The sequence below is a fragment of the Enterocloster sp. 210928-DFI.2.20 genome (genome assembly GCF_020554465.1).
Taxonomy (GTDB): domain Bacteria; phylum Bacillota; class Clostridia; order Lachnospirales; family Lachnospiraceae; genus Enterocloster; species Enterocloster bolteae.
Window position 1 is genome coordinate 30,950 of record NZ_JAJCHK010000030.1, and the last position, 19,923, is coordinate 50,872.

The 19,923-nt window shown below is 52.5% G+C and carries 23 protein-coding genes; 18 read left to right on the forward strand and 5 right to left on the reverse strand.

Annotation, left to right across the window (positions count from 1 at the left end):
• Positions 1-64: 64 nt before the first annotated feature.
• The 3 genes from LI015_RS21485 to rpsT form a co-directional block, all read right to left on the reverse strand.
• On the reverse strand, positions 65-208 hold the full coding sequence (locus LI015_RS21485) for a hypothetical protein (protein ID WP_002569426.1): 144 nt from the start codon (positions 206-208) through the stop codon (positions 65-67).
• A gap of 23 nt (positions 209-231) precedes the next feature.
• Positions 232-381: a hypothetical protein gene (locus tag LI015_RS21490; RefSeq protein WP_002569425.1), complete on the reverse strand. Its 150-nt coding sequence runs from the start codon at positions 379-381 to the stop codon at positions 232-234.
• A gap of 158 nt (positions 382-539) precedes the next feature.
• Positions 540-803 (reverse strand): 30S ribosomal protein S20, encoded by a 264-nt coding sequence (rpsT, locus tag LI015_RS21495; protein WP_002569424.1) that lies wholly within the window; start codon positions 801-803, stop codon positions 540-542.
• A gap of 284 nt (positions 804-1,087) precedes the next feature.
• Here rpsT and gpr point away from each other — a divergent pair, with 284 nt between their 5' ends.
• The 17 genes from gpr (at position 1,088) to dhaM (ending at position 18,123) form a co-directional block, all read left to right on the forward strand.
• Positions 1,088-2,098, forward strand: a complete 1,011-nt coding sequence (gpr, locus tag LI015_RS21500; protein ID WP_002569423.1) for a GPR endopeptidase — start codon at positions 1,088-1,090, stop codon at positions 2,096-2,098.
• A gap of 73 nt (positions 2,099-2,171) precedes the next feature.
• A complete protein-coding gene (locus tag LI015_RS21505) occupies positions 2,172-3,539 on the forward strand; it encodes a stage II sporulation protein P (RefSeq protein ID WP_007037749.1) in 1,368 nt (455 codons plus the stop codon).
• A gap of 73 nt (positions 3,540-3,612) precedes the next feature.
• Complete coding sequence (gene lepA / locus LI015_RS21510) at positions 3,613-5,427, forward strand: translation elongation factor 4 (protein WP_002569421.1); 1,815 nt, start codon at positions 3,613-3,615, stop codon at positions 5,425-5,427.
• Positions 5,428-5,448: 21 nt separating this feature from the next.
• Positions 5,449-6,726 carry a coproporphyrinogen-III oxidase family protein gene (locus LI015_RS21515; RefSeq protein WP_002569420.1) on the forward strand — a complete coding sequence of 426 codons (1,278 nt, stop codon included), beginning with the start codon at positions 5,449-5,451 and terminating at the stop codon, positions 6,724-6,726.
• Between the two features lie 72 nt (positions 6,727-6,798).
• The gene (locus tag LI015_RS21520) at positions 6,799-7,536 is read left to right on the forward strand and encodes a DNA alkylation repair protein (protein ID WP_227126358.1); all 738 of its coding nucleotides are present in this window, start codon (positions 6,799-6,801) and stop codon (positions 7,534-7,536) included.
• Between the two features lie 117 nt (positions 7,537-7,653).
• The gene (ahpC, locus tag LI015_RS21525; protein ID WP_002569418.1) at positions 7,654-8,220 is read left to right on the forward strand and encodes an alkyl hydroperoxide reductase subunit C; all 567 of its coding nucleotides are present in this window, start codon (positions 7,654-7,656) and stop codon (positions 8,218-8,220) included.
• 4 nt (positions 8,221-8,224) lie between these two features.
• Complete coding sequence (locus tag LI015_RS21530; RefSeq protein WP_002569417.1) at positions 8,225-8,890, forward strand: thioredoxin family protein; 666 nt, start codon at positions 8,225-8,227, stop codon at positions 8,888-8,890.
• A gap of 256 nt (positions 8,891-9,146) precedes the next feature.
• Positions 9,147-9,716 carry a glycerol-3-phosphate responsive antiterminator gene (locus LI015_RS21535; protein ID WP_002571201.1) on the forward strand — a complete coding sequence of 190 codons (570 nt, stop codon included), beginning with the start codon at positions 9,147-9,149 and terminating at the stop codon, positions 9,714-9,716.
• A gap of 99 nt (positions 9,717-9,815) precedes the next feature.
• Complete coding sequence (gene glpK / locus LI015_RS21540) at positions 9,816-11,312, forward strand: glycerol kinase GlpK (RefSeq protein ID WP_002569415.1); 1,497 nt, start codon at positions 9,816-9,818, stop codon at positions 11,310-11,312.
• 104 nt (positions 11,313-11,416) lie between these two features.
• A complete protein-coding gene (locus LI015_RS21545; RefSeq protein WP_002569414.1) occupies positions 11,417-12,130 on the forward strand; it encodes an MIP/aquaporin family protein in 714 nt (237 codons plus the stop codon).
• Between the two features lie 239 nt (positions 12,131-12,369).
• A complete protein-coding gene (locus tag LI015_RS21550; RefSeq protein WP_002569413.1) occupies positions 12,370-13,809 on the forward strand; it encodes an NAD(P)/FAD-dependent oxidoreductase in 1,440 nt (479 codons plus the stop codon).
• Positions 13,810-13,826: 17 nt separating this feature from the next.
• Positions 13,827-15,092 (forward strand): NAD(P)/FAD-dependent oxidoreductase, encoded by a 1,266-nt coding sequence (locus LI015_RS21555; protein ID WP_002569412.1) that lies wholly within the window; start codon positions 13,827-13,829, stop codon positions 15,090-15,092.
• A gap of 3 nt (positions 15,093-15,095) precedes the next feature.
• A complete protein-coding gene (locus LI015_RS21560; RefSeq protein ID WP_002569411.1) occupies positions 15,096-15,455 on the forward strand; it encodes a DUF1667 domain-containing protein in 360 nt (119 codons plus the stop codon).
• Between the two features lie 166 nt (positions 15,456-15,621).
• A complete protein-coding gene (locus tag LI015_RS21565; RefSeq protein WP_002569410.1) occupies positions 15,622-15,813 on the forward strand; it encodes a hypothetical protein in 192 nt (63 codons plus the stop codon).
• 164 nt (positions 15,814-15,977) lie between these two features.
• Entirely contained in the window at positions 15,978-16,964 is a 987-nt protein-coding gene (gene dhaK / locus LI015_RS21570; protein ID WP_002569409.1) for a dihydroxyacetone kinase subunit DhaK, read from the forward strand.
• A gap of 50 nt (positions 16,965-17,014) precedes the next feature.
• Positions 17,015-17,638, forward strand: a complete 624-nt coding sequence (dhaL, locus tag LI015_RS21575) for a dihydroxyacetone kinase subunit DhaL (protein ID WP_002569408.1) — start codon at positions 17,015-17,017, stop codon at positions 17,636-17,638.
• A 104-nt stretch (positions 17,639-17,742) separates the two neighbouring features.
• Positions 17,743-18,123: a dihydroxyacetone kinase phosphoryl donor subunit DhaM gene (gene dhaM, locus LI015_RS21580; protein ID WP_002569407.1), complete on the forward strand. Its 381-nt coding sequence runs from the start codon at positions 17,743-17,745 to the stop codon at positions 18,121-18,123.
• Positions 18,124-18,173: 50 nt separating this feature from the next.
• Here the strand turns inward: dhaM and LI015_RS21585 are convergent, their stop codons facing one another.
• Positions 18,174-18,524: a NusG domain II-containing protein gene (locus LI015_RS21585; RefSeq protein WP_002569406.1), complete on the reverse strand. Its 351-nt coding sequence runs from the start codon at positions 18,522-18,524 to the stop codon at positions 18,174-18,176.
• On the reverse strand, positions 18,521-19,027 hold the full coding sequence (locus LI015_RS21590) for a hypothetical protein (RefSeq protein ID WP_002571196.1): 507 nt from the start codon (positions 19,025-19,027) through the stop codon (positions 18,521-18,523). Before LI015_RS21590 ends, LI015_RS21585 begins: the two co-directional genes overlap by 4 nt.
• A 299-nt stretch (positions 19,028-19,326) precedes the next feature.
• Here LI015_RS21590 and LI015_RS21595 point away from each other — a divergent pair, with 299 nt between their 5' ends.
• The gene (locus LI015_RS21595; protein ID WP_002569404.1) at positions 19,327-19,917 is read left to right on the forward strand and encodes a Gx transporter family protein; all 591 of its coding nucleotides are present in this window, start codon (positions 19,327-19,329) and stop codon (positions 19,915-19,917) included.
• Positions 19,918-19,923: the final 6 nt, after the last annotated feature.

Below are 19,923 nucleotides of genomic sequence, written 5' to 3' on the forward strand. Positions count from 1 at the left end.
AGGAAACGCAGGCAGCCAAAGCAGGCAGCCGCTTATCTGTCTGGGATTTTTCCCTCTTAAAGCCTTACTCTCCGCCAGGGCCGTCACGGCGCGGCCTGAAAGATTCCGGCAGGGGCTCTGCATAAGCGCCCTTGTCCTTCTTCACATGGTCCGTATCGTTGGAACAGTCCCTGTTTTCCGCTGTATCCTCATTCATGGTACGATTCATGATTCTGCCTCCTTTGGATGCTGTCAGCTTCCCTCTTTCACGATTTCATCCAGAACCTTAATCAGGTCCTGCAATGTTTCCAGGTGTACATTGCGCTCCAGAATGCAGTTTTTTAAGTCAACGGAAAGGGTTTCAAATTTGTCCCGAATTTTCGGGGAAACATAGGATGCCATATCTATCACCTCGATGATAGTATGGGCCGGAATCCTCATTTTATGCACTGTATAAAATGGGGAGTCAGAGCTGTATTTAAAGCAAAAAAAATCCTCCCGGTGGGTTGGGCCGGAAGGAAGAGTGTCTGAAATTCCTTAACAATGAATATCTCTATAAATTAAGCGATGGAATTAACAGCCTTGGATAAGCGGGATACCTTGCGGGAAGCATTATTCTTGTGATATACTCCCTTGGTAGCAGCCTTGTCAATCTCAGTGGTAGCAGCCAGCAGTGCAGCCTGGGCAGCAGCCTTGTCCCCAGCAGCAACAGCAGCGTCAACCTTCTTGATTGCAGTTTTAACCTTGGATCTGATCGCCTTGTTTCTTGCAGCCTTAGTTTCGTTTACTAAGATTCTCTTCTTTGCAGATTTAATGTTAGCCAATGAAATACACCTCCGTTCTTCATATTATAATCTTTGTGTTTTCCATCAAAGCCTGGACACGGACAGTTCAATGTAAACATACTATTGTATTCTAGCTAATCTGACCCGGAATGTCAAGTCATATTTGGCGAATTTTTGAAGAAATTTGACATGACATTTGACATGGGATTTTTCTGCTGCAATCATATCCCCAATCGAAAACAGACTCTTTCAAATCCAATCATACATATTTCCGGCCATAATCGCAGAAACTGATGGGAGAATGATATGTGAGGTGGATGAATATGGAGGAAAATGCAGCTGTAAACGCTGTCAATGAGGCTGCGGCCGGTACATTCCAGGTGAGAACGGATCTGGCGCTGGAGCAGCGTGAGAGTTCCATGGGCGAAGGAGGAGACGTATCCGGAGTCCGGCTGAAGGAATGGCATCACCAAAAGAGCGGCTTAAAACTGACAGAGGTAAAAATACTGAATGAACAGGGAGCCAAATCAATGGGAAAGCCCAGAGGTACCTACCTTACTCTGGAGGCAGACCGGCTGTCCAAGGCGGATGACGATTACCACAGTGAGATATCGGAAGAACTGGCGCATCAGATACGCAGGCTTATGGCGGAGATGATTGGGTACAGGGAGGAGGATTTGCCCTCGGTCCTGGTGGTAGGGCTGGGAAATGATTCCGTCACCCCGGATTCCCTGGGTCCCCGGGTACTGGATAACCTGCAGGTAACAAGGCATCTGGACGGACAGTACGGAAACACCTTCCTGAAAGACAGGAAACTTCCTGCTATCAGCGGCATAGCGCCCGGAGTCATGGCGCAGACCGGCATGGAGACGGCAGAGATTTTAAAGGGAATCATACATGAAACCCATCCTGACCTGATAATTGCCATTGACGCCCTGGCAGCCAGGAGCGTGCGGCGTCTGGGAACCACAATCCAGCTTACGGATACGGGAATCCACCCGGGCTCCGGGGTTGGAAATCACCGCCACAGCCTGACAAAGGAAAGCTTGGGAGTGCCGGTGATGGCCATTGGGGTTCCCACCGTGGTGGGGGCGGCGGCCATTGTTCACGATACCGTCTCCGCCCTTGTGGGGGTGCTGGCGGAAAATGAGGGTACCAGGGGAACCGGGAGCTGGATCGAGGAAATGGACCCGGACGGACAGTACCAGCTTATACGGGAGTTACTGGAGCCGGAATTCGGTCCTCTTTATGTCACTCCTCCGGACATTGACCAGTCCGTGAAGCAGTTAAGCTTTACCATATCCGAGGGCATCCATCAGGCTGTTTTTCCGTAAGGTTACGAAACAAGCAATATCCTCCACGTTCCTGCATATCATAATAATAGTATGATGACAGGTGAATGAATTGATGAGAATAAGACGTGGAGGCGTGGACCGGCTCATGCGCCGGTTTCTGACCGGCACGGTCCTTATACTGCTTATGCTCCTGTGCGGCCGGTATATCAGCCGGGCCGCCGGAAGCATAACAAAGAGTGATTACAAAGATATGATATGCGCAGGCGGTCAATGGCTGGTGGAAGCCATATGGAACCAGGCCCATCCCGCAGAAAATGCCGGGATGTCAGGCTCATGGCCGGATGCCTGGGGAAGCACCGGGGCTATCAATGACCCGGATCCTGCTTACCGTAAATACAACGCGGTTAAAACATTTTATGAAGAACACCAGTATCTTGCCTGGTACGGCAATGAGGAATCCGGCCAGCAGACACTGGAGGAACCGGGAGTCCTGGCCTCAGGGGAAGCCGCTGCGGGCGCAGGAGGAACTGCTCAGGGAGGGGAAACTGTCCGGGGCGGAGGAGCTGGCGGTGCGGGTGGCGCCAAAACAGAAAGCAGCCAGGACCTGGCAGCCGGCGCGGGAGGTACGGCATCCGGATACCAGGGGCCAAACCAGTCCCTGGAGACCATAACGGGGACACTGGAGCGCCCCATTACCGGCAATACATATGTGTTGGAACAGCTGATGGATTACGATTTCCTCATAAAACATTTTTACAGTGTCCACACCTCCACCACGGCGGGCCGTGACCTGATGAATGCCAAGGATCTGCTGAGCCGTGACATGACCATGAAGGGGGATGATTCCAAGCCCCAGATACTTATCTACCACACCCATTCCCAGGAAGCCTATAAGGATTCCGGCCCGGGACAGACCGTGGTGGGCGTGGGGGATTACCTGACCCGGCTTCTGGAAGCCAAGGGTTACAATGTATACCACGACACATCGGTTTATGACTTGAAAAACGGCCAGCTGGACCGGAGCAAGGCTTATAATTATGCCCTGGACGGAATCACCAACATACTGCAGCAGAATCCTTCCATCGAGGTGGTGTTAGATATCCACAGGGACGGGGTGGGGGAGAACCTGCATCTGGTCACCCAGGTGGACGGCAGGGATACGGCGCAGATTATGTTCTTTAACGGGCTGAGCCAGACACCGGAGGGCCCCATTGAGTACCTGCAGAATCCGTACCGGGAGGATAACCTGGCATTCAGCCTCCAGATGCAGCTGGGAGCCGCCGCCTATTATCCCGGCTTTACCCGCAAGATATACCTTAAGGGCCTCCGGTACAATGAACACCTGCGCCCCAAGTCCAGCCTGATCGAGGTGGGGGCTCAGACAAACACGTATGAGGAGGCGTTAAACGCCATGGAGCCCCTGTCAGAACTTTTGGATATGGTGTTGCAAGGAAATAGAAAAGATAGTATAATTCAGTAAGCGAACGGAAGCGTTTTCCATATGGATGCACGCAAGTTTCCGGTGAAGAAATACCACAGAAAGAGGATAAAGCATGCCAACAGTTGACCAGAGTAAAATTCGCAATTTTTGCATTATAGCACACATTGACCACGGCAAGTCCACCCTGGCTGACCGTATTATTGAGAAAACAGGACTTCTCACCAGCCGTGAGATGCAGGAGCAGGTACTGGATAATATGGACCTGGAACGGGAGCGGGGAATCACCATCAAGTCCCAGGCAGTCCGTACCGTATACAAGGCCCAGGATGGAAACGAGTACATTTTCAACCTGATAGACACGCCGGGACATGTGGATTTTAACTACGAGGTATCACGAAGCCTGGCTGCCTGCGACGGCGCCATACTGGTGGTGGACGCCTCCCAGGGAATCGAGGCCCAGACCCTGGCCAACGTATACCTGGCCCTGGATCATGACCTGGATGTGTTTCCGGTTATCAATAAAATCGACCTACCCAGCGCGGAGCCGGAGCGGGTGGCAGCGGAAATCGAGGACGTCATTGGCCTGGATGCCAGCGACGCCCCACATATTTCAGCAAAAACAGGCGTTAATATAGAAGAAGTGCTGGAAGCCATAGTCCACAAGATACCTGCTCCCAAGGGAGATCCGCAGGCGCCTTTAAAGGCCCTTATCTTTGATTCCACCTACGATTCCTACAAGGGAGTTATTATATTCTGCCGTATCATGGAGGGTACCGTAAAAAGAGGGACCCCCATCCGTATGATGGCCACCGGATCCGAGGAGGATGTGGTGGAGGTGGGGTATTTCGGCGCAGGCCAGTTCATTCCCTGCGAGGAGCTGCGAGCCGGTATGGTAGGCTATATCACGGCCAGCATCAAGAATGTGCGGGATACCCGTGTGGGCGATACGGTGACTTCCAGGGACAACCCCTGCGCATCTCCCCTTCCCGGTTATAAAAAGGTCACTCCCATGGTATACTGCGGTCTTTATCCGGCGGATGGCGCCAAGTACAATGACTTAAGGGACGCACTGGAGAAGCTGCAGCTCAACGATGCCTCCCTGTTCTACGAGCCGGAGACATCCATTGCCCTGGGCTTTGGATTCCGCTGCGGTTTTCTGGGACTACTGCACCTGGAAATCATAGAAGAACGTCTGGAACGTGAATACAACCTGGACCTGGTGACAACGGCCCCGGGCGTTGTGTACCGGGTGCATAAAACCACGGGCGAGATGATGGAGCTGACCAATCCGTCCAACCTTCCAGATCCTACGGAAATCGAGTACATGGAGGAGCCGATTGTCAGTGCGGAAATCATGGTAACCACGGAATTTGTAGGTTCAATTATGACGCTCTGCCAGGAGCGCAGGGGCAATTACCTGGGTATGGAATATATCGAAACGACCCGCGCCCTTCTGAAATATGAGCTTCCCTTAAATGAAATCATCTATGATTTCTTCGATGCCCTTAAGTCCCGCTCCAGGGGATACGCTTCCTTTGACTATGAGTTAAAGGGGTATGAGCGTTCCAGCCTGGTGAAGCTGGACATCCTGGTGAACCGTGAAGAGGTGGATGCCCTGTCCTTTATTGTACATGCGGATTCCGCCTATGAACGGGGAAGAAAGATGTGCGAGAAGCTGAAGGATGAGATTCCAAGACATCTGTTTGAGATACCGATTCAGGCAGCTATCGGCGGCAAGATCATTGCCAGGGAAACGGTGAAGGCTGTGCGCAAGGACGTGCTGGCCAAGTGCTACGGCGGTGATATCAGCCGTAAGAGAAAACTCCTTGAGAAGCAGAAGGAGGGCAAGAAACGTATGCGCCAGATTGGAAATGTAGAGATTCCGCAGAAGGCATTTATGAGTGTGCTGAAGCTGGATGACGAATAAATAGGTGGGATAAATCATAAGATGACAAACTTACAGAGAAAGCCCCTGGAGCTGTACATCCATGTGCCCTTTTGCGCCAGGAAATGTCTTTACTGCGATTTCCTGTCCTTCAGGGCGCTGGCGTCTGTTCATGAGGCTTATACCGAACAACTGATCCGGGAAATAGAAGTCCAGGGTGCCTGCTGCCGTGAATACCAGGTTAAGACCGTGTTCATAGGAGGAGGCACTCCTTCTGTTATGGAACCATGTCTTATCAGGGATATCATGCAGGCTTTAAACCGGAATTTTGACATAGCGGGAGATGCGGAGATTACCATAGAGGTCAATCCCGGCACCCTGCTTCAGAACAAGCTTCACATCTACCGTGCGGCGGGAATCAACCGGCTGAGCATCGGCCTTCAGTCCGCGGACAATCAGGAACTTAAGGACCTGGGGAGAATCCATACCTTTGAGGAATTCCTGAAAAGCTACCAGTGCGCCCGCATGGCCGGATTCACCAACGTGAATGTGGACCTGATGAGCAGCATTCCGGGCCAGACACTGGAGAGCTGGAAGAATACCCTTAAGAAGGTGACCATGCTGAAACCGGAGCACATATCCGCATACAGCCTTATTGTGGAGGAGGGAACACCCTTCTGGGACCGTTACGGAAAGAGGGAAGGGGAGGAGACCGGCCTTAAAACAGATGATGTCTGTTTTCTGCACCCGCGGGGCGGCGGCCAAACAGAGCAGGCTCCTCTTCCCAGAAAAAGAGCGGCCCTTTATCCCGCCCTTCCGGACGAGGACACAGAGAACCGCATCTATCATTTTACCAGGACCTTTCTGGCTGAGCAGGGGTATGGCCGTTACGAGATATCCAATTACGCCAAGCCCGGCAGGGAGTGCCTGCACAACACCGGTTACTGGAGGGAAGTACCTTATCTGGGCCTGGGTCTGGGAGCATCCTCCTGCATAAACGGAACACGTTTTTCCAATGAACGGGATTTGGACACCTATCTGCACCTGGATTTTTCCGAAGAAGGCGGATCCTCAGCCCTTGCCCTTCTCAGAGGCCCTGTGGAGGAGCTGACCAGGGAAGCCCAGATGGAGGAATTCATGTTCCTGGGGCTTCGCATGACAAAGGGCATATCAGAGATAGACTTCGTATCCATGTTCGGGGTCAAAATAGAAGGCGTATACGGGCCTGTAATAGAGCGTCTCATTGGGGACGGACTTTTAAAGCGCGAGGGTGTCTGGATATCCCTGACCGAGTGGGGAATGGATGTAAGCAACTTTGTACTCAGTGAATTTCTTCTCTAAAGCGTGTCGGCAGGAACTGCTCAGACACGCTCTGAGCCAGCAAACCATTATCATTTAAACCAGGAGATTAATATGCCAGATAAACCAACCATACGTGAAACCGTAAGAAAAAAACTGGAAGAGCTGTCAGACCCGGAATACCGGGAATTCCACAGCCGGCTTCTGCCGGGAATCACCGGCATCATGGGAGTGCGCACGCCGGAACTCCGTGGTATCGCGAAAGACCTGAAAAAAAGCGGATGGCAGGAGTACATAAAAGAGGTATCGTGTGCCTGGAAGGAAAAGGGCCAGGGAGCAGACGGCGTTCTCTACGACGAAATGATAATCTGGGGGCTGTGTATCTGCGGAGGCTGCCGTGACTGGGACATGGCCGGGGAATACGTAACCGCCTTTGTCCCGGCCATCAATAACTGGGCAGTGTGCGATATATTCTGCGGCTCCCTTAAAATCACCGGCCGTTACAGGGAAGAGGTCTGGCAGTTCATCCAGCCTTATTTCCAATCCGGCAGGGAATACGACCTGCGTTTCGGAACCGTCATGCTGTTATCCCATTACACAGACCAGGACTATCTGGACCGCGCCCTAAAACTGCTGGACCGCGTCCGTCATCCGGGTTACTATGCCAAAATGGCCGTGGCCTGGGCTGTCTCCGTCTATTTCGTCAAATTCCCGGACCAGGTAATGGAATATCTGAAGCAGAGCAGCCTGGACGACTGGACCTACAATAAAGCGCTCCAGAAAATCACAGAGTCCTTCCGCGTGGACAAAGAAACAAAGAAGCTGGTGCGGCAGATGCGAAGGGGGCGCTGACACCCCCTTGTCCTCTCCAAAAACTTGTGCTACAATCAAACTGATACTCAGAAAAGTCAGTATATTTACGGATAAACCGGAGTTGTTGTCTCAACAATTGGAGAAAGGAGCATTTTTATGGGGAATCTGATTAACAGGACCATCGGGGAATTTAAGGTACAGGCGTTTTATCAGGGGAAGTTCATGGATGTGACCAGGGAGGACACCCTGGGGCACTGGTCTGTATTTTTTTTCTACCCGGCTGATTTTACCTTTGTGTGTCCCACGGAGTTAGGGGACCTGGCTGATTTTTATGAGGAATTCAAGGAAGCCGGGTGTGAAATTTACTCGGTGTCGGAGGATACCCATTTTGTCCATAAGGCATGGGCGGATGCCTCGGATACCATCAAAAAAATACAGTATCCCATGCTGGGAGACCCGGCGGGGAAGCTGGCCAGGGAGTTCGGCGTGCTGGATGAGGAAGCCGGCCAGGCATTTCGGGGAACCTTTATCCTGAATCCGGAAGGTAAGATTAAGGCGTATGAGATTCATGACATGGGAATCGGCCGGAACGCCCAGGAGCTGCTGCGCAAGGTTCAGGCTGCCCGGTTTGTGGAGGAACATGGAGATCAGGTATGTCCTGCAAAGTGGAAACCGGGAGAAGAGACGCTGACACCCAGCCTGGATTTGGTGGGAATGCTGTAGGGAGGTGGATGTTACGATTGATTTAAATACGATTCCCGAAGAAAGCAGTCTGGTGGACCAGGGGCTTAAGACGCAGCTGGCCGGTATCTTCGGCAGAATGGAGAAAAGAGTGACAATCAGGGCAGTGGTGGATCTGTCCGGGGAAAAGGACCGGGAGATGGCCTCCTTTCTCAGGGCAGTCGTCTCTGTAAGTCCTAACCTTGAGCTGGAGTTATACGGACCGGATGAGGCGGACCAGGTGCCGGAACTGAATACGGCGTGGCTGCCCGTAACAGGACTGTATAAGGACGGGGCCTACGGACGGGCTGCGTTTCACGGGGTGCCGGGAGGCAGGGAAATCAACTCCTTTGTGCTGGCTGTCTATAACCTGGCAGGGCCGGGACAGGAGGTGGCGAAGGGTACCAGAAAGAAAATCCAACGGCTGGACAAAAAGACAAATATCAAGATCTGCGTGTCCCTTGCCTGCCATCACTGTCCTTTGGTAGTGACAGCCTGCCAGCAGATTGCGTTCCTGAATCCGAATATTGAGGCTGAAATGATTGACGCGGCCCTTTATGAGGACCTGGTAGCCCAATATGATATTAAGCGGGTGCCTATGATGATTCTAAATGACAGCAGGATTGTGATGGGAAGCAAGACCATAGACGAAATCGTCACTTTGTTAAAATAATAACTAAAAAATGGTAAAACTCCATTAAAAACTTGTTAAATACTAACGAAAAAAGTGCTCAAATTGATAAAAAATTGTACATTATGTGAGAAAAGAAAATCCTCTATTGAATTTGTATGTGCAATGTGCTATATTGAAAACAGATAAAGACAGACGAATAAAGTTGCTGAGATGATGAGAGCATAGTGAAACGACAGAAATGTTGATTTAGAACTATGCTCTTTTTAGTGGTGAAATTATGTGAGGGGGGATACCGATGAACCAGAAATTATATGACCTGATTGAAGCCAATCCGGTCATAGCAGCGGTGAAGGACATGGAGGGTCTTGACGCCTGCTGCCAGAGAGATGAGATTAAGGTGGTGTTCATCCTTTTTGGGGATATCTGCAATATCAGCACCATCGTCGAACAGATTAAAGCGTCAGACAAAGTGGCCATGGTACATATTGACCTGATAACAGGACTCAGCAGCAAGGAGGTTGCTGTAGATTTCATCAGGAATAATACCAGTGCGGACGGAATCATCTCAACAAAGCCGGCCCTGATAAAACGGGCCAGAGAGCTGTCCTTGTATACCACGCTGCGGGTCTTTGTATTGGATTCCATGGCTTTTGAAAACATCGAGAAACAGATGAGCGTGGCCAGGCCCGACATCATAGAGATACTGCCGGGACTCATGCCCAAGGTGATACGCAGGGTGTGCAGACTGGTGAAGGTGCCTGTCATAGCGGGGGGACTTATATCAGACAAGGAGGACGTGATGGCCGCCCTGTCAGCCGGGGCCATATCCGTATCCACAACGAATCAGAAAGTATGGCTGATGTGAAATTAGAAACTTAAGTCCGCTCTCCTGGGGAAGGAGAATGGGTTTATGTATAAATGATACATATGGTATGTATCAGAACAACAAGAAGGAGGGTTTTTTATGGCAAAGTATGTAATGGCACTGGATTCGGGTACGACAAGCAACAGGTGTATCCTGTTCAATGAAAAGGGGGAAATGTGCAGTGTTGCTCAGAAGGAATTTACCCAGTACTTCCCGAAGCCAGGTTGGGTAGAGCATGATGCCAATGAAATCTGGTCCACACAGTTAGGCGTTGCAGTGGAGGCTATGTCCAAAATCGGGGCAACCGCAGAGGATATCGCGGCCATCGGCATCACCAACCAGCGTGAGACCACCATTGTATGGGATAAGGAGACTGGGGAGCCCGTATACCATGCAATCGTGTGGCAATGCCGCAGGACCTCCGAGTACTGCGATACACTGAAGGAGAAAGGATTGGTCGATACCTTCCGTGCCAAGACAGGACTTGTGATTGACGCTTATTTCTCAGGAACAAAGCTGAGATGGATACTTGAAAATGTGGAAGGAGTCAGGGAACGCGCAGAAAAAGGGGAGCTGCTGTTCGGAACCGTGGAGACATGGCTGATCTGGAAGCTGACCAAGGGAAGAGTACATGTAACCGATTATTCCAACGCATCACGCACCATGCTGTTCAACATCAATACATTAGAGTGGGATGATGAGATTCTGGCCGAGTTAAACATTCCGAAGTGCATGCTTCCGGAAGCAAAACCATCCAGTTTCGTATACGGTGAATCCGATCCGCAGTTCTTTGGCGGCCCAATCCCCATCGGCGGGGCGGCAGGCGACCAGCAGGCAGCGCTTTTCGGCCAGACCTGTTTCAATGCGGGCGAGGCAAAGAATACATACGGAACCGGCTGCTTTATGCTGATGAACACAGGTGAGAAGCCGGTATTCTCCAAGAACGGCCTGGTTACCACCATTGCCTGGGGCCTGGACGGCAAAGTAAATTATGCTCTGGAAGGTTCCATCTTCGTTGCCGGCGCCGCCATCCAGTGGCTGAGGGACGAGATGAGGATTATAGATTCCTCGCCTGATTCCGAGTATATGGCCAAGAAGGTAAAGGACACCAACGGCTGTTATGTGGTTCCCGCCTTTACAGGACTGGGCGCCCCCCACTGGGACCAGTACGCCAGAGGCACGATTGTGGGCATCACCCGCGGCGTCAACAAGTATCACATTATCCGGGCTACGCTGGATTCCCTGTGCTATCAGACCAACGACGTGCTCCAGGCCATGAAGGCGGATTCCGGCATTGAGCTGGCAGCCCTTAAGGTGGACGGCGGAGCAAGCGCAAACAACTATCTGATGCAGACCCAGGCAGACATTATCAATGCTCCGGTGAACCGTCCGCAGTGCGTGGAGACCACTGCCATGGGCGCCGCCTATCTGGCAGGTCTGGCAGTTGGATACTGGGCAAACAAGGAAGAGGTTATCAAGAACTGGGCCATCGACCGCACCTTTACTCCGGAGATTTCAGAGGAGAAGAGGACAGAGATGGTGACCGGCTGGAACAAGGCCGTGAAATGCTCTTACGGATGGGCAAAAGAAGATTAATCAGATATGGGTATGAAACAATGTGATTCAGCATGGCTGCCCGGCCTCCGGCGCCCCTTGGCACAGGGGCCGGAGCCATGCCATACAGATAAGGGGGTTATTATATGTTACCATATATTGCAGAGTTTTTGGGGACCATGATACTGATCATCTTAGGTGACGGCGTTGTAGCAAACGTGACGCTCAACAAATCAGGCATGAAGGGGGCTGGTTCCATCCAGATTACCTTTGCATGGGGCCTTGCGGTTATGCTGCCCGCGTTCATCTTCGGCGCTGCATCCGGCGCGCATTTTAATCCGGCGCTGACCATTGCCCTGGCAGTGGATGGAAGTATGTCATGGGGACTTGTTCCCGGATACATTGTGGCACAGTTTGCCGGTGCTTTTGTGGGCGCTGTCATTGTATACCTTCTGTTTAAGGACCAGTATGACGCAACCGAGTCAGCGGCAACCAAGCTGGGAACCTTCTGTACAGGACCATCCGTTCCTAACATGGGACGCAACATTTTAAGCGAGGCAGTGGGAACATTCGTGCTTGTATTTGCAATCAAAGGCATCGGCCAGGTATCCGGCATTGCACCAGGCGTGGATAAACTGCTTGTATTTGGAATTATCGTATCCATTGGTATGTCTCTGGGCGGTCTGACCGGTTATGCCATCAATCCGGCACGTGACCTGGGACCACGTCTTGCACATGCTGTCCTGCCGATTAAGGGCAAAGGCGATTCCAACTGGGGCTATGCACCGGTTGTCATCATCGGGCCGGTTGTGGGTGCAGTAGTGGCAGCGTTACTGTATCAGGCAATTCCGTGGATGTAATGTTTAGTATGAACTGAATATTGATTGCGTGAGAACAGAGCGGAGCAAATGGGTGTGGAAACACGCCTTGTTTGCTCCGCTTTTTTAACCCTTCGGGGCTGAATGTTGGCCGCCCGGCTGGCTGTTTTAAACCAGGCCGGCGGATTTAAGATAAAAGGCCGGCCCGGTGAGGGCGGCGGCAGGAAGATGCCGGGAGGAACCGGCATTTTCATAAAAAAAGAAGGAAGGGAACAAAACATATGTATGACGTAATAATAATCGGGGCCGGCGTGTCCGGCGCTGCATCTGCCAGGGAGCTGTCGCGGTATAAGGTGAATGCCTGTGTCCTGGAACGGGAGGAGGATGTGTGCTGCGGCACGTCCAAGGCCAACAGTGCCATTGTCCATGCCGGATATGACGCGGCCGAAGGCTCGCTGATGGCCAGGCTGAATGTGGAAGGAAACCAGATCATGCCTGAACTGGCAAAGGAGCTGGATTTTCCCTTTAATCCCTGCGGATCCTTTGTGGTATGTCTGGACGAGGAGTCTCTGCCGGATCTGAGAGCTCTGTATGAGCGGGGAGTTAAGAACGGTGTAAAGGATTTGGAAATCATCACGGATAAGGCGAGAATCAAGGAAATGGAGCCCAATCTGGCAGATGAGGCGGCAGGCGTTCTCTATGCACCTACGGCAGGCATCGTATGTCCCTTTAATCTGAACATTGCGCTGGCGGAAAATGCCTATACCAACGGCGTGGACTTTAAATTTAATACTGAGGTGACAGATATCCGCAGGATAGAGGGCGGATGGGCTCTGGAAACAAACCAGGGTGTGTATGAGACCCGCTGTGTGGTCAACGCGGCAGGAGTCCATGCCGATAAGTTCCACAACATGGTCAGCGGAACAAAGATACACATAACCCCCAGAAGGGGAGATTACTGTCTGTTAGATAAGAGCGCAGGAAATCATGTGAGCCATACCATATTCGCCCTTCCGGGAAAGTATGGAAAGGGCGTCCTGGTATCGCCTACAGTACATGGCAACCTGATTGTGGGGCCCACAGCCATTGACATTGAGGACAAAGAGGCCACAGCCACCACCAGGGAAGGTCTGGATGAACTGATTGCAAAAGCAGGGATGAACGTAAAAGACCTTCCCATGCGCCAGGTTATCACATCCTTTGCCGGACTCAGGGCCCATGAGGATCACCATGAGTTTATTATAAAGGAGCTGGAGGACGCGCCCGGATTTGTAGACTGCGCGGGAATCGAGTCGCCCGGCCTTACCAGCTGTCCTGCCATTGGAAGGATGGTGGCCGGAATCCTTAAGGAAAAGCTGGGACTGGAGCCAAATCCGCAGTTTGACGGCAGCCGCAAGGGAATTCTGGACCCGGATACACTTACAAAAGAGGAGCAGGCAGAGCTGATCAGACAGAATCCTGCTTACGGAAATATCATCTGCCGCTGCGAGATGGTCACAGAGGGAGAAATCCTGGACGCCATCCACAGGCCCCTGGGGGCGCGTTCCCTGGACGGCATCAAGCGCAGGACCAGGGCGGGAATGGGCCGCTGCCAGGCAGGGTTCTGCACGCCCAGATCCATGGAACTGCTTCACCGCGAGCTGGGACTTCCCATGACGGAGATTACAAAGGCCGGCGGGGATTCAAAGCTTGTAGTGGGAACCAACAAGGACAGAATATAGAAAGGGGCGCGCGCAAGATGAGGGAATATGATATTGTCATAATCGGCGGCGGTCCTGCGGGTCTCGCTGCAGCTGTAGCGGCCAGGGATAACGGGATAGAGAGTATCCTGATCCTGGAACGCGATAAGGAACTGGGAGGCATATTAAACCAGTGCATCCACAATGGATTCGGCCTCCATACATTCAAGGAGGAGCTGACAGGCCCGGAGTACGCTGCCAGGTTTGAGGAACAGGTGTATGAGAGGAAGATTGAATATAAGCTAAACACCATGGTCATGGATATCAGCCATGACAAGGTGGTCACGGCCATGAACAGGGAAGAGGGGCTGTTTGAGATACAGGCCAGGGCGGTTATACTGGCCATGGGATGCAGGGAGCGCTCCAGGGGGGCGCTGAACATACCGGGCTACCGGCCCGCTGGCATTTACTGCGCAGGCACGGCCCAGCGTCTGGTGAATATGGAGGGCTTTATGCCCGGACGGGAAGTGGTTATCCTGGGATCCGGAGACATCGGCCTTATTATGGCCAGGCGTATGACCCTGGAGGGCGCCAGGGTGAAGGTGGTGGCGGAGCTGATGCCTTATTCCGGAGGACTGAAACGTAATATCGTACAGTGTCTGGACGATTACGGCATTCCGCTGAAGCTGAGCCATACCGTGGTTGACATACGGGGAAAGGAGCGGCTGGAGGGAATCACCCTGGCAGCCGTGGATGAGAAGGGTAAGCCGATACCGGGAACTGAGGAGGATTATACCTGTGACACCCTGCTTCTTTCCGTGGGACTGATACCTGAGAATGAATTGTCTAACGGAATGGGCGTGAAAATGAACCGCGTCACATCAGGGCCGGTGGTGAACGAAAGCCTGGAAACCAATATCGAAGGCGTATTTGCCTGCGGCAACGTGCTCCACGTCCATGATTTGGTGGATTTTGTGTCAGAGGAGGCAGCGGCGGCAGGTAAGAACGCGGCCAGATATGTGAAGGACGGCAGGTGCTCCGGAACAGGACAGGAGATAGAGTTAAGCGCAGTGGACGGGGTGCGCTATACGGTGCCCTGCACCATCCATCCGGACCGCATGGAGGAAACCCAAATCGTGCGTTTCCGTGTGGGGAATGTTTATAAAAACTGCTATATCGGCGTATACTTTGATGATGAGCAGGTTATGCACAGGAAACGTCCGGTTATGGCGCCCGGAGAGATGGAGGAGATAAAGCTCCAGAAGGAAAAATTGATGTTGCATCCCGGTCTTAAGAAGATTACAATAAAGGTAGAGGAGGCATAGACCATGGAAAAGAGAGAACTTATCTGTATCGGTTGTCCTATGGGGTGTCCTCTGACCGTTGAACTGGAAAACGGGGAAATCAAGACCATCACAGGGTACACATGCAAGAAGGGCGAGACATATGCGCGCAAGGAAGTAACGAATCCGACCCGAATCGTCACCTCCACTGTAAGGGTGGAAGGCGGACGGGCTGACATGGTATCTGTCAAGACCAGGGAAGATATACCCAAGGATAAGATATTCCAGTGTGTAAAGGCCTTAAAGGGCGTAACCGTCAAGGCTCCCATCCGCATCGGAGATGTGGTCGTGGCAGACGTGGCCGGTACGGGAGTTGATATAGTGGCCACCAAGGAAGTGCTATAGTTGTGTGCTCCTGCCGGAGGCGGGACAGGAATATGGTTCCGTTTGAATCAGCAGGGGCGCGCCGGTCGGTCGGCAGCTGCCATATGGCGGCCGCCGGCTTACTGTAGTTTGATGGATGGCGTACCGGCAGAATGGGGCGCTGTCCGAAGAAGAAGGAGGGCTCTAAATGGAGAAGAAACTGGACATCAATAACATGAACGGAATTACCGAGGAAGAGGATAAGACCTGCGGACTCAATGACATGAACTGTCTGGAAGGGGAAGAGGATAAGACCTGCGGACTTAACGACATGAACTGTGTCGAGGAGGAAGAGGACAAAACCTGCGGCCTCAACGACATGAACTGTCTGGGCGAGTAACAGGAAGAACGGAAAGCAGAGGCTTACAGGAGGGGCGCGCAGACGGGTATGAATCCGTCCGGCGCTCCAAATGGCGGCCCCTGCTTTACGTGGTTTAGGAACCAGTGGGGAAACCGCTGCCCGCATTTGGTGCAGCCTATTAAATAAAAGGGGGTTTACGCGATATGAAGAAATTTATCAACGATGTGGCGCTGGTAGAGGATCAGATGATACAGGGTATGGTTAAGGCCTATCCGGGTTATCTGAGAAAACTGGACTGCGGCAATGTGGTGGTCAGAGCCAATAAGAAAGAAGGAAAGGTGGCCCTGATCAGCGGAGGAGGAAGCGGGCACGAACCGGCTCACGGCGGATACGTGGGATGCGGCATGCTGGACGCGGCTGTGGCCGGCGCAGTGTTTACATCGCCTACCCCGGACCAGATTTATGAGGGAATCAAGGCCATTGCCACGGATGCAGGCGTGCTTATGGTGGTCAAGAACTACACCGGCGACGTGATGAATTTTGAGATGGCCGCTGAGATGGCTGAGATGGAAGGCATCACCGTGAAGTATGTGGTGACTAATGACGATGTGGCGGTAAAGGACAGTCTGTATACAGTGGGACGCAGAGGTGTGGCCGGAACCGTGTTTGTACATAAAATCGCAGGCGCCATGGCGGAGACAGGGGCTTCCCTGGACGAGGTCCATGCGGTGGCGCAGAAGGTAATCGACAACGTGCGGACCATGGGTGCAGCCATTGCGCCGTGTACGGTTCCCGCGGCAGGAAAGCCGGGATTCGAGCTGTCAGATGATGAGATGGAAGTGGGAATCGGGATCCATGGAGAGCCGGGAACCCACAGGGAGTCCATGAAGACAGCGGACCAGGTGGCGGATATGCTTCTGGCACAGATTCTGGGAGACATTGACTATGAGGGCCGCGAGGTGGCTGTGATGATCAACGGAGCAGGCTCAACACCTCTCATGGAGCTCTTTATCATCAATAACAGGGTCTCGGATGTTCTGGCTGAAAAGGGAATCAGGGTTTATAAGACCTTTGTGGGAGAGTACATGACTTCCATTGAGATGCAGGGTTTCTCCATCTCGCTGCTGAGGCTGGATGACCAGCTGAAGGAGCTTTTGGATGCCCCGGCGGATACGCCGGCCTGGAAGTAACAGGCATTTCTGAGGTCATAAAAATAAATTGAAATGAAAGGTGGGTCATCATGGCAGACAGTAAAAAAGTATTGGAAATCATCAGGGCAATCGGTCTGAAGATGGAGGCCGAGAAGGAGTATCTCACAGAGCTGGACCAGCCGATTGGAGACAGCGACCATGGCATTAATATGGCGCGGGGATTTGCAGCGGTGGAGGGAAAGCTTCCTGACCTGGAGGGAAAGGATATAGGGACCATTCTGAAAACAGTGGGCATGACATTGGTATCCACTGTGGGAGGCGCTTCCGGCCCCCTGTATGGTTCGGCCTATATGAAGGCAGGCATGGCCCTGGCAGGAAAGGAAGAGATGGATATGGATGATTTCCTGTCTATGATGGATACGGCTGTACAGGCAGTGGAGCAGAGAGGAAAGGCCACTGTGGAGGAAGCCACCATGCTGGATGCCATGGTCCCTTCCCTGAAAACCATGAAGGACGCGGCGGCAGAGGGAAAGAGCGTACGGGAAGCGCTGGAGGCCGGAGTCAGGGCAGCCTGGGCCGGCGCAGAGCACACCAAAGATCTGGTAGCTACCAAAGGCCGGGCCAGTTATGTGGGAGAGAGGGGACTGGGGCATCAGGATCCGGGAGCCACCTCTTATTCCTATATGCTGGAAGTCATTGCGGGGCTGGTATAGAGACTGGTATAGAGACTGGTATAGAGACAGATACCGGAAAACGCTACCGGATACAAAATCCGGCATAGAGCATCGGTGTCCGGCTGAAAGGAGCAGTAGTACATATGGTAGGATTTGTGATTGTGTCCCACAGTGAGAATCTGGCAAAAAGTGTGGTGGAGCTGACTTCCATCATGGCGCCCAACGCCAGGATCGCGCCGGCCGGAGGTATGGACGGCGGCGGTTTTGGAACCAGCTTTGAGAAGATACAGGCAGCCATTGAGTCTGTCTATTCCGATGACGGGGTCCTTGTCCTGGTGGATTTGGGAAGCGCTGTCATGACCACGGAGATGGTCATTGAGATGTTCGAGGGAAAGAAGGTGGAGATGGTGGATTGTCCTCTGGTGGAGGGCGCCGTGGTTGCCACCATTGATTCCGTGGGCGGAATGAGCTTTGAGGATATCAGGACAGCCCTGGCCGGAGTGGGCAGGGCTAAGAAGTTTTAGGACATAGTTTAGGGCATAGAAGGAAGAAATAAATAGAACAGGCGGGGGATTTATTCCCCGCCTGTTATGGTTACAATCATCTGATTGGGAAGGCACACAATAGTGTCGCTGTTTAAATGTTTTTTCCCCTGGTGGACACATACCTTATCAGGGCAGCTGGCCTCGCTGCACCAGATTTCACCGTCCTTTACTATCAGGTGGTTGGTGCCGCCGTTAGAGGATGTAACCGTTATCTCCGTATCCTTGCTGAGATCCAGTGTTTCCACTACGGTTCCGTCCACAGACACCTGGGCAATGGCAGCCGGTGTGCGGCGGATATAGTGGCTGATGCCAAAGGCAGCCGCTGCCAGCAGTAGTATGGCAGCAGCCAGAATCACGTCCCGTTTCTGTAATATGTTCATTTGATTTCAGCCTGACGCAGGCATTCCTCCACTCCGTTCATAAATGGATATACGTTGATGCTGACTGAGGCCACGGCATCGGTGGTGTATCCGTCGTCACCGGCCAGCCCGGCCAGGCGCTGGTGTTCTATCAGGTACCGGCATACGCTGTCGGACTGGGCTTTCCACAGAGGCCCGTCCTCTGTCATGATATATTGGCCTTCCATGGAAAGCTTCTGTTTGCTTTCTCCGTCACTGTTAAAGGAATCCCAGACACAGGATACGATGATACCGTCGGATACGGTCAGGGTGGTTCTGTCCCGAAAGCCGTTTGCGTCTGGTTCCAAAGCTTCATGGGTATAGATCCCGTCGGCCAGGGGCGCCTCGGGGCTGGCCGTGGTCACGGGTCCTCTTAGGGCCTTATACAAAGGGTCTGATACGGCAATTACCGCTAAGGACAACACTGCCATGACTGCAATGCCAATCAAACTTCTGGCGTTGGAGCTGATGGTACTTCTCTTCATGGAAAACACTCCTTTAAAAATATAGTAGTATGCGCCGGAGCGGAATATACGCGGACGGCGCTGGGGTGGGATATATTGTTTATTTTATCACAATAAGCCATTGCATACAATACGTTTTCACACAGGCACAGGTGGTAATTCATTCCTGTCCACGGTTACACACGGAAGCAGGTCATATGGCCGCCGTACATACTCTAAGGCGCTATGGAAGATTTGGGTTATGCATGGTATACTATATGCGTGCTGAGGACAGAGCACAGGAAAAGGATGAAATGCCGCGATGAAGACTGGAGGATCACATGCCGAATCAGAAAAAGACGGTTACAGAATCATATAAAAAATCAGCTGCAGCGGTGAGGAAAGGCCGGGGTACAAAACAGTCACGCAGAACTTCAGCCCAAAATGCGGCCCTTTTTGGAATTCTGACAGCGCTGGCGCTGGTGCTTGGATACGTGGAGTCATTGGTGCCGGTATATCTGGGAGCGCCCGGGGTGAAGCTGGGGCTGGCCAATCTGGTAACCATGGTGGGGCTTTACTGCATGGGAACAAAGGAGACTGCTCTTATCAGCGTGGTGCGTGTACTCTTATCAGGCATCCTGTTCGGGCCGCCTTCGGCCATCCTGTTTGGCCTCGCAGGAACTGCCCTGAGCCTTACCGTCATGGCTCTGTGCAAACGGTTCAGGCTGTTCGGGATGGTGGGAGTCAGCATACTGGGAGGAGTGGCCCATAATATCGGACAGTTTCTGATGGCGGCTTTTGTGGTGAATACATTCGGTGTGTTTTCCTATCTGCCGGTGCTGCTGACAGCAGGCTGCGCGGCAGGAGCCCTGATTGGCCTTCTGGGAGGAATTCTGGTGGGGCGGGTAAACCGTTTGTTTCGCACTATTTAAGAAAAT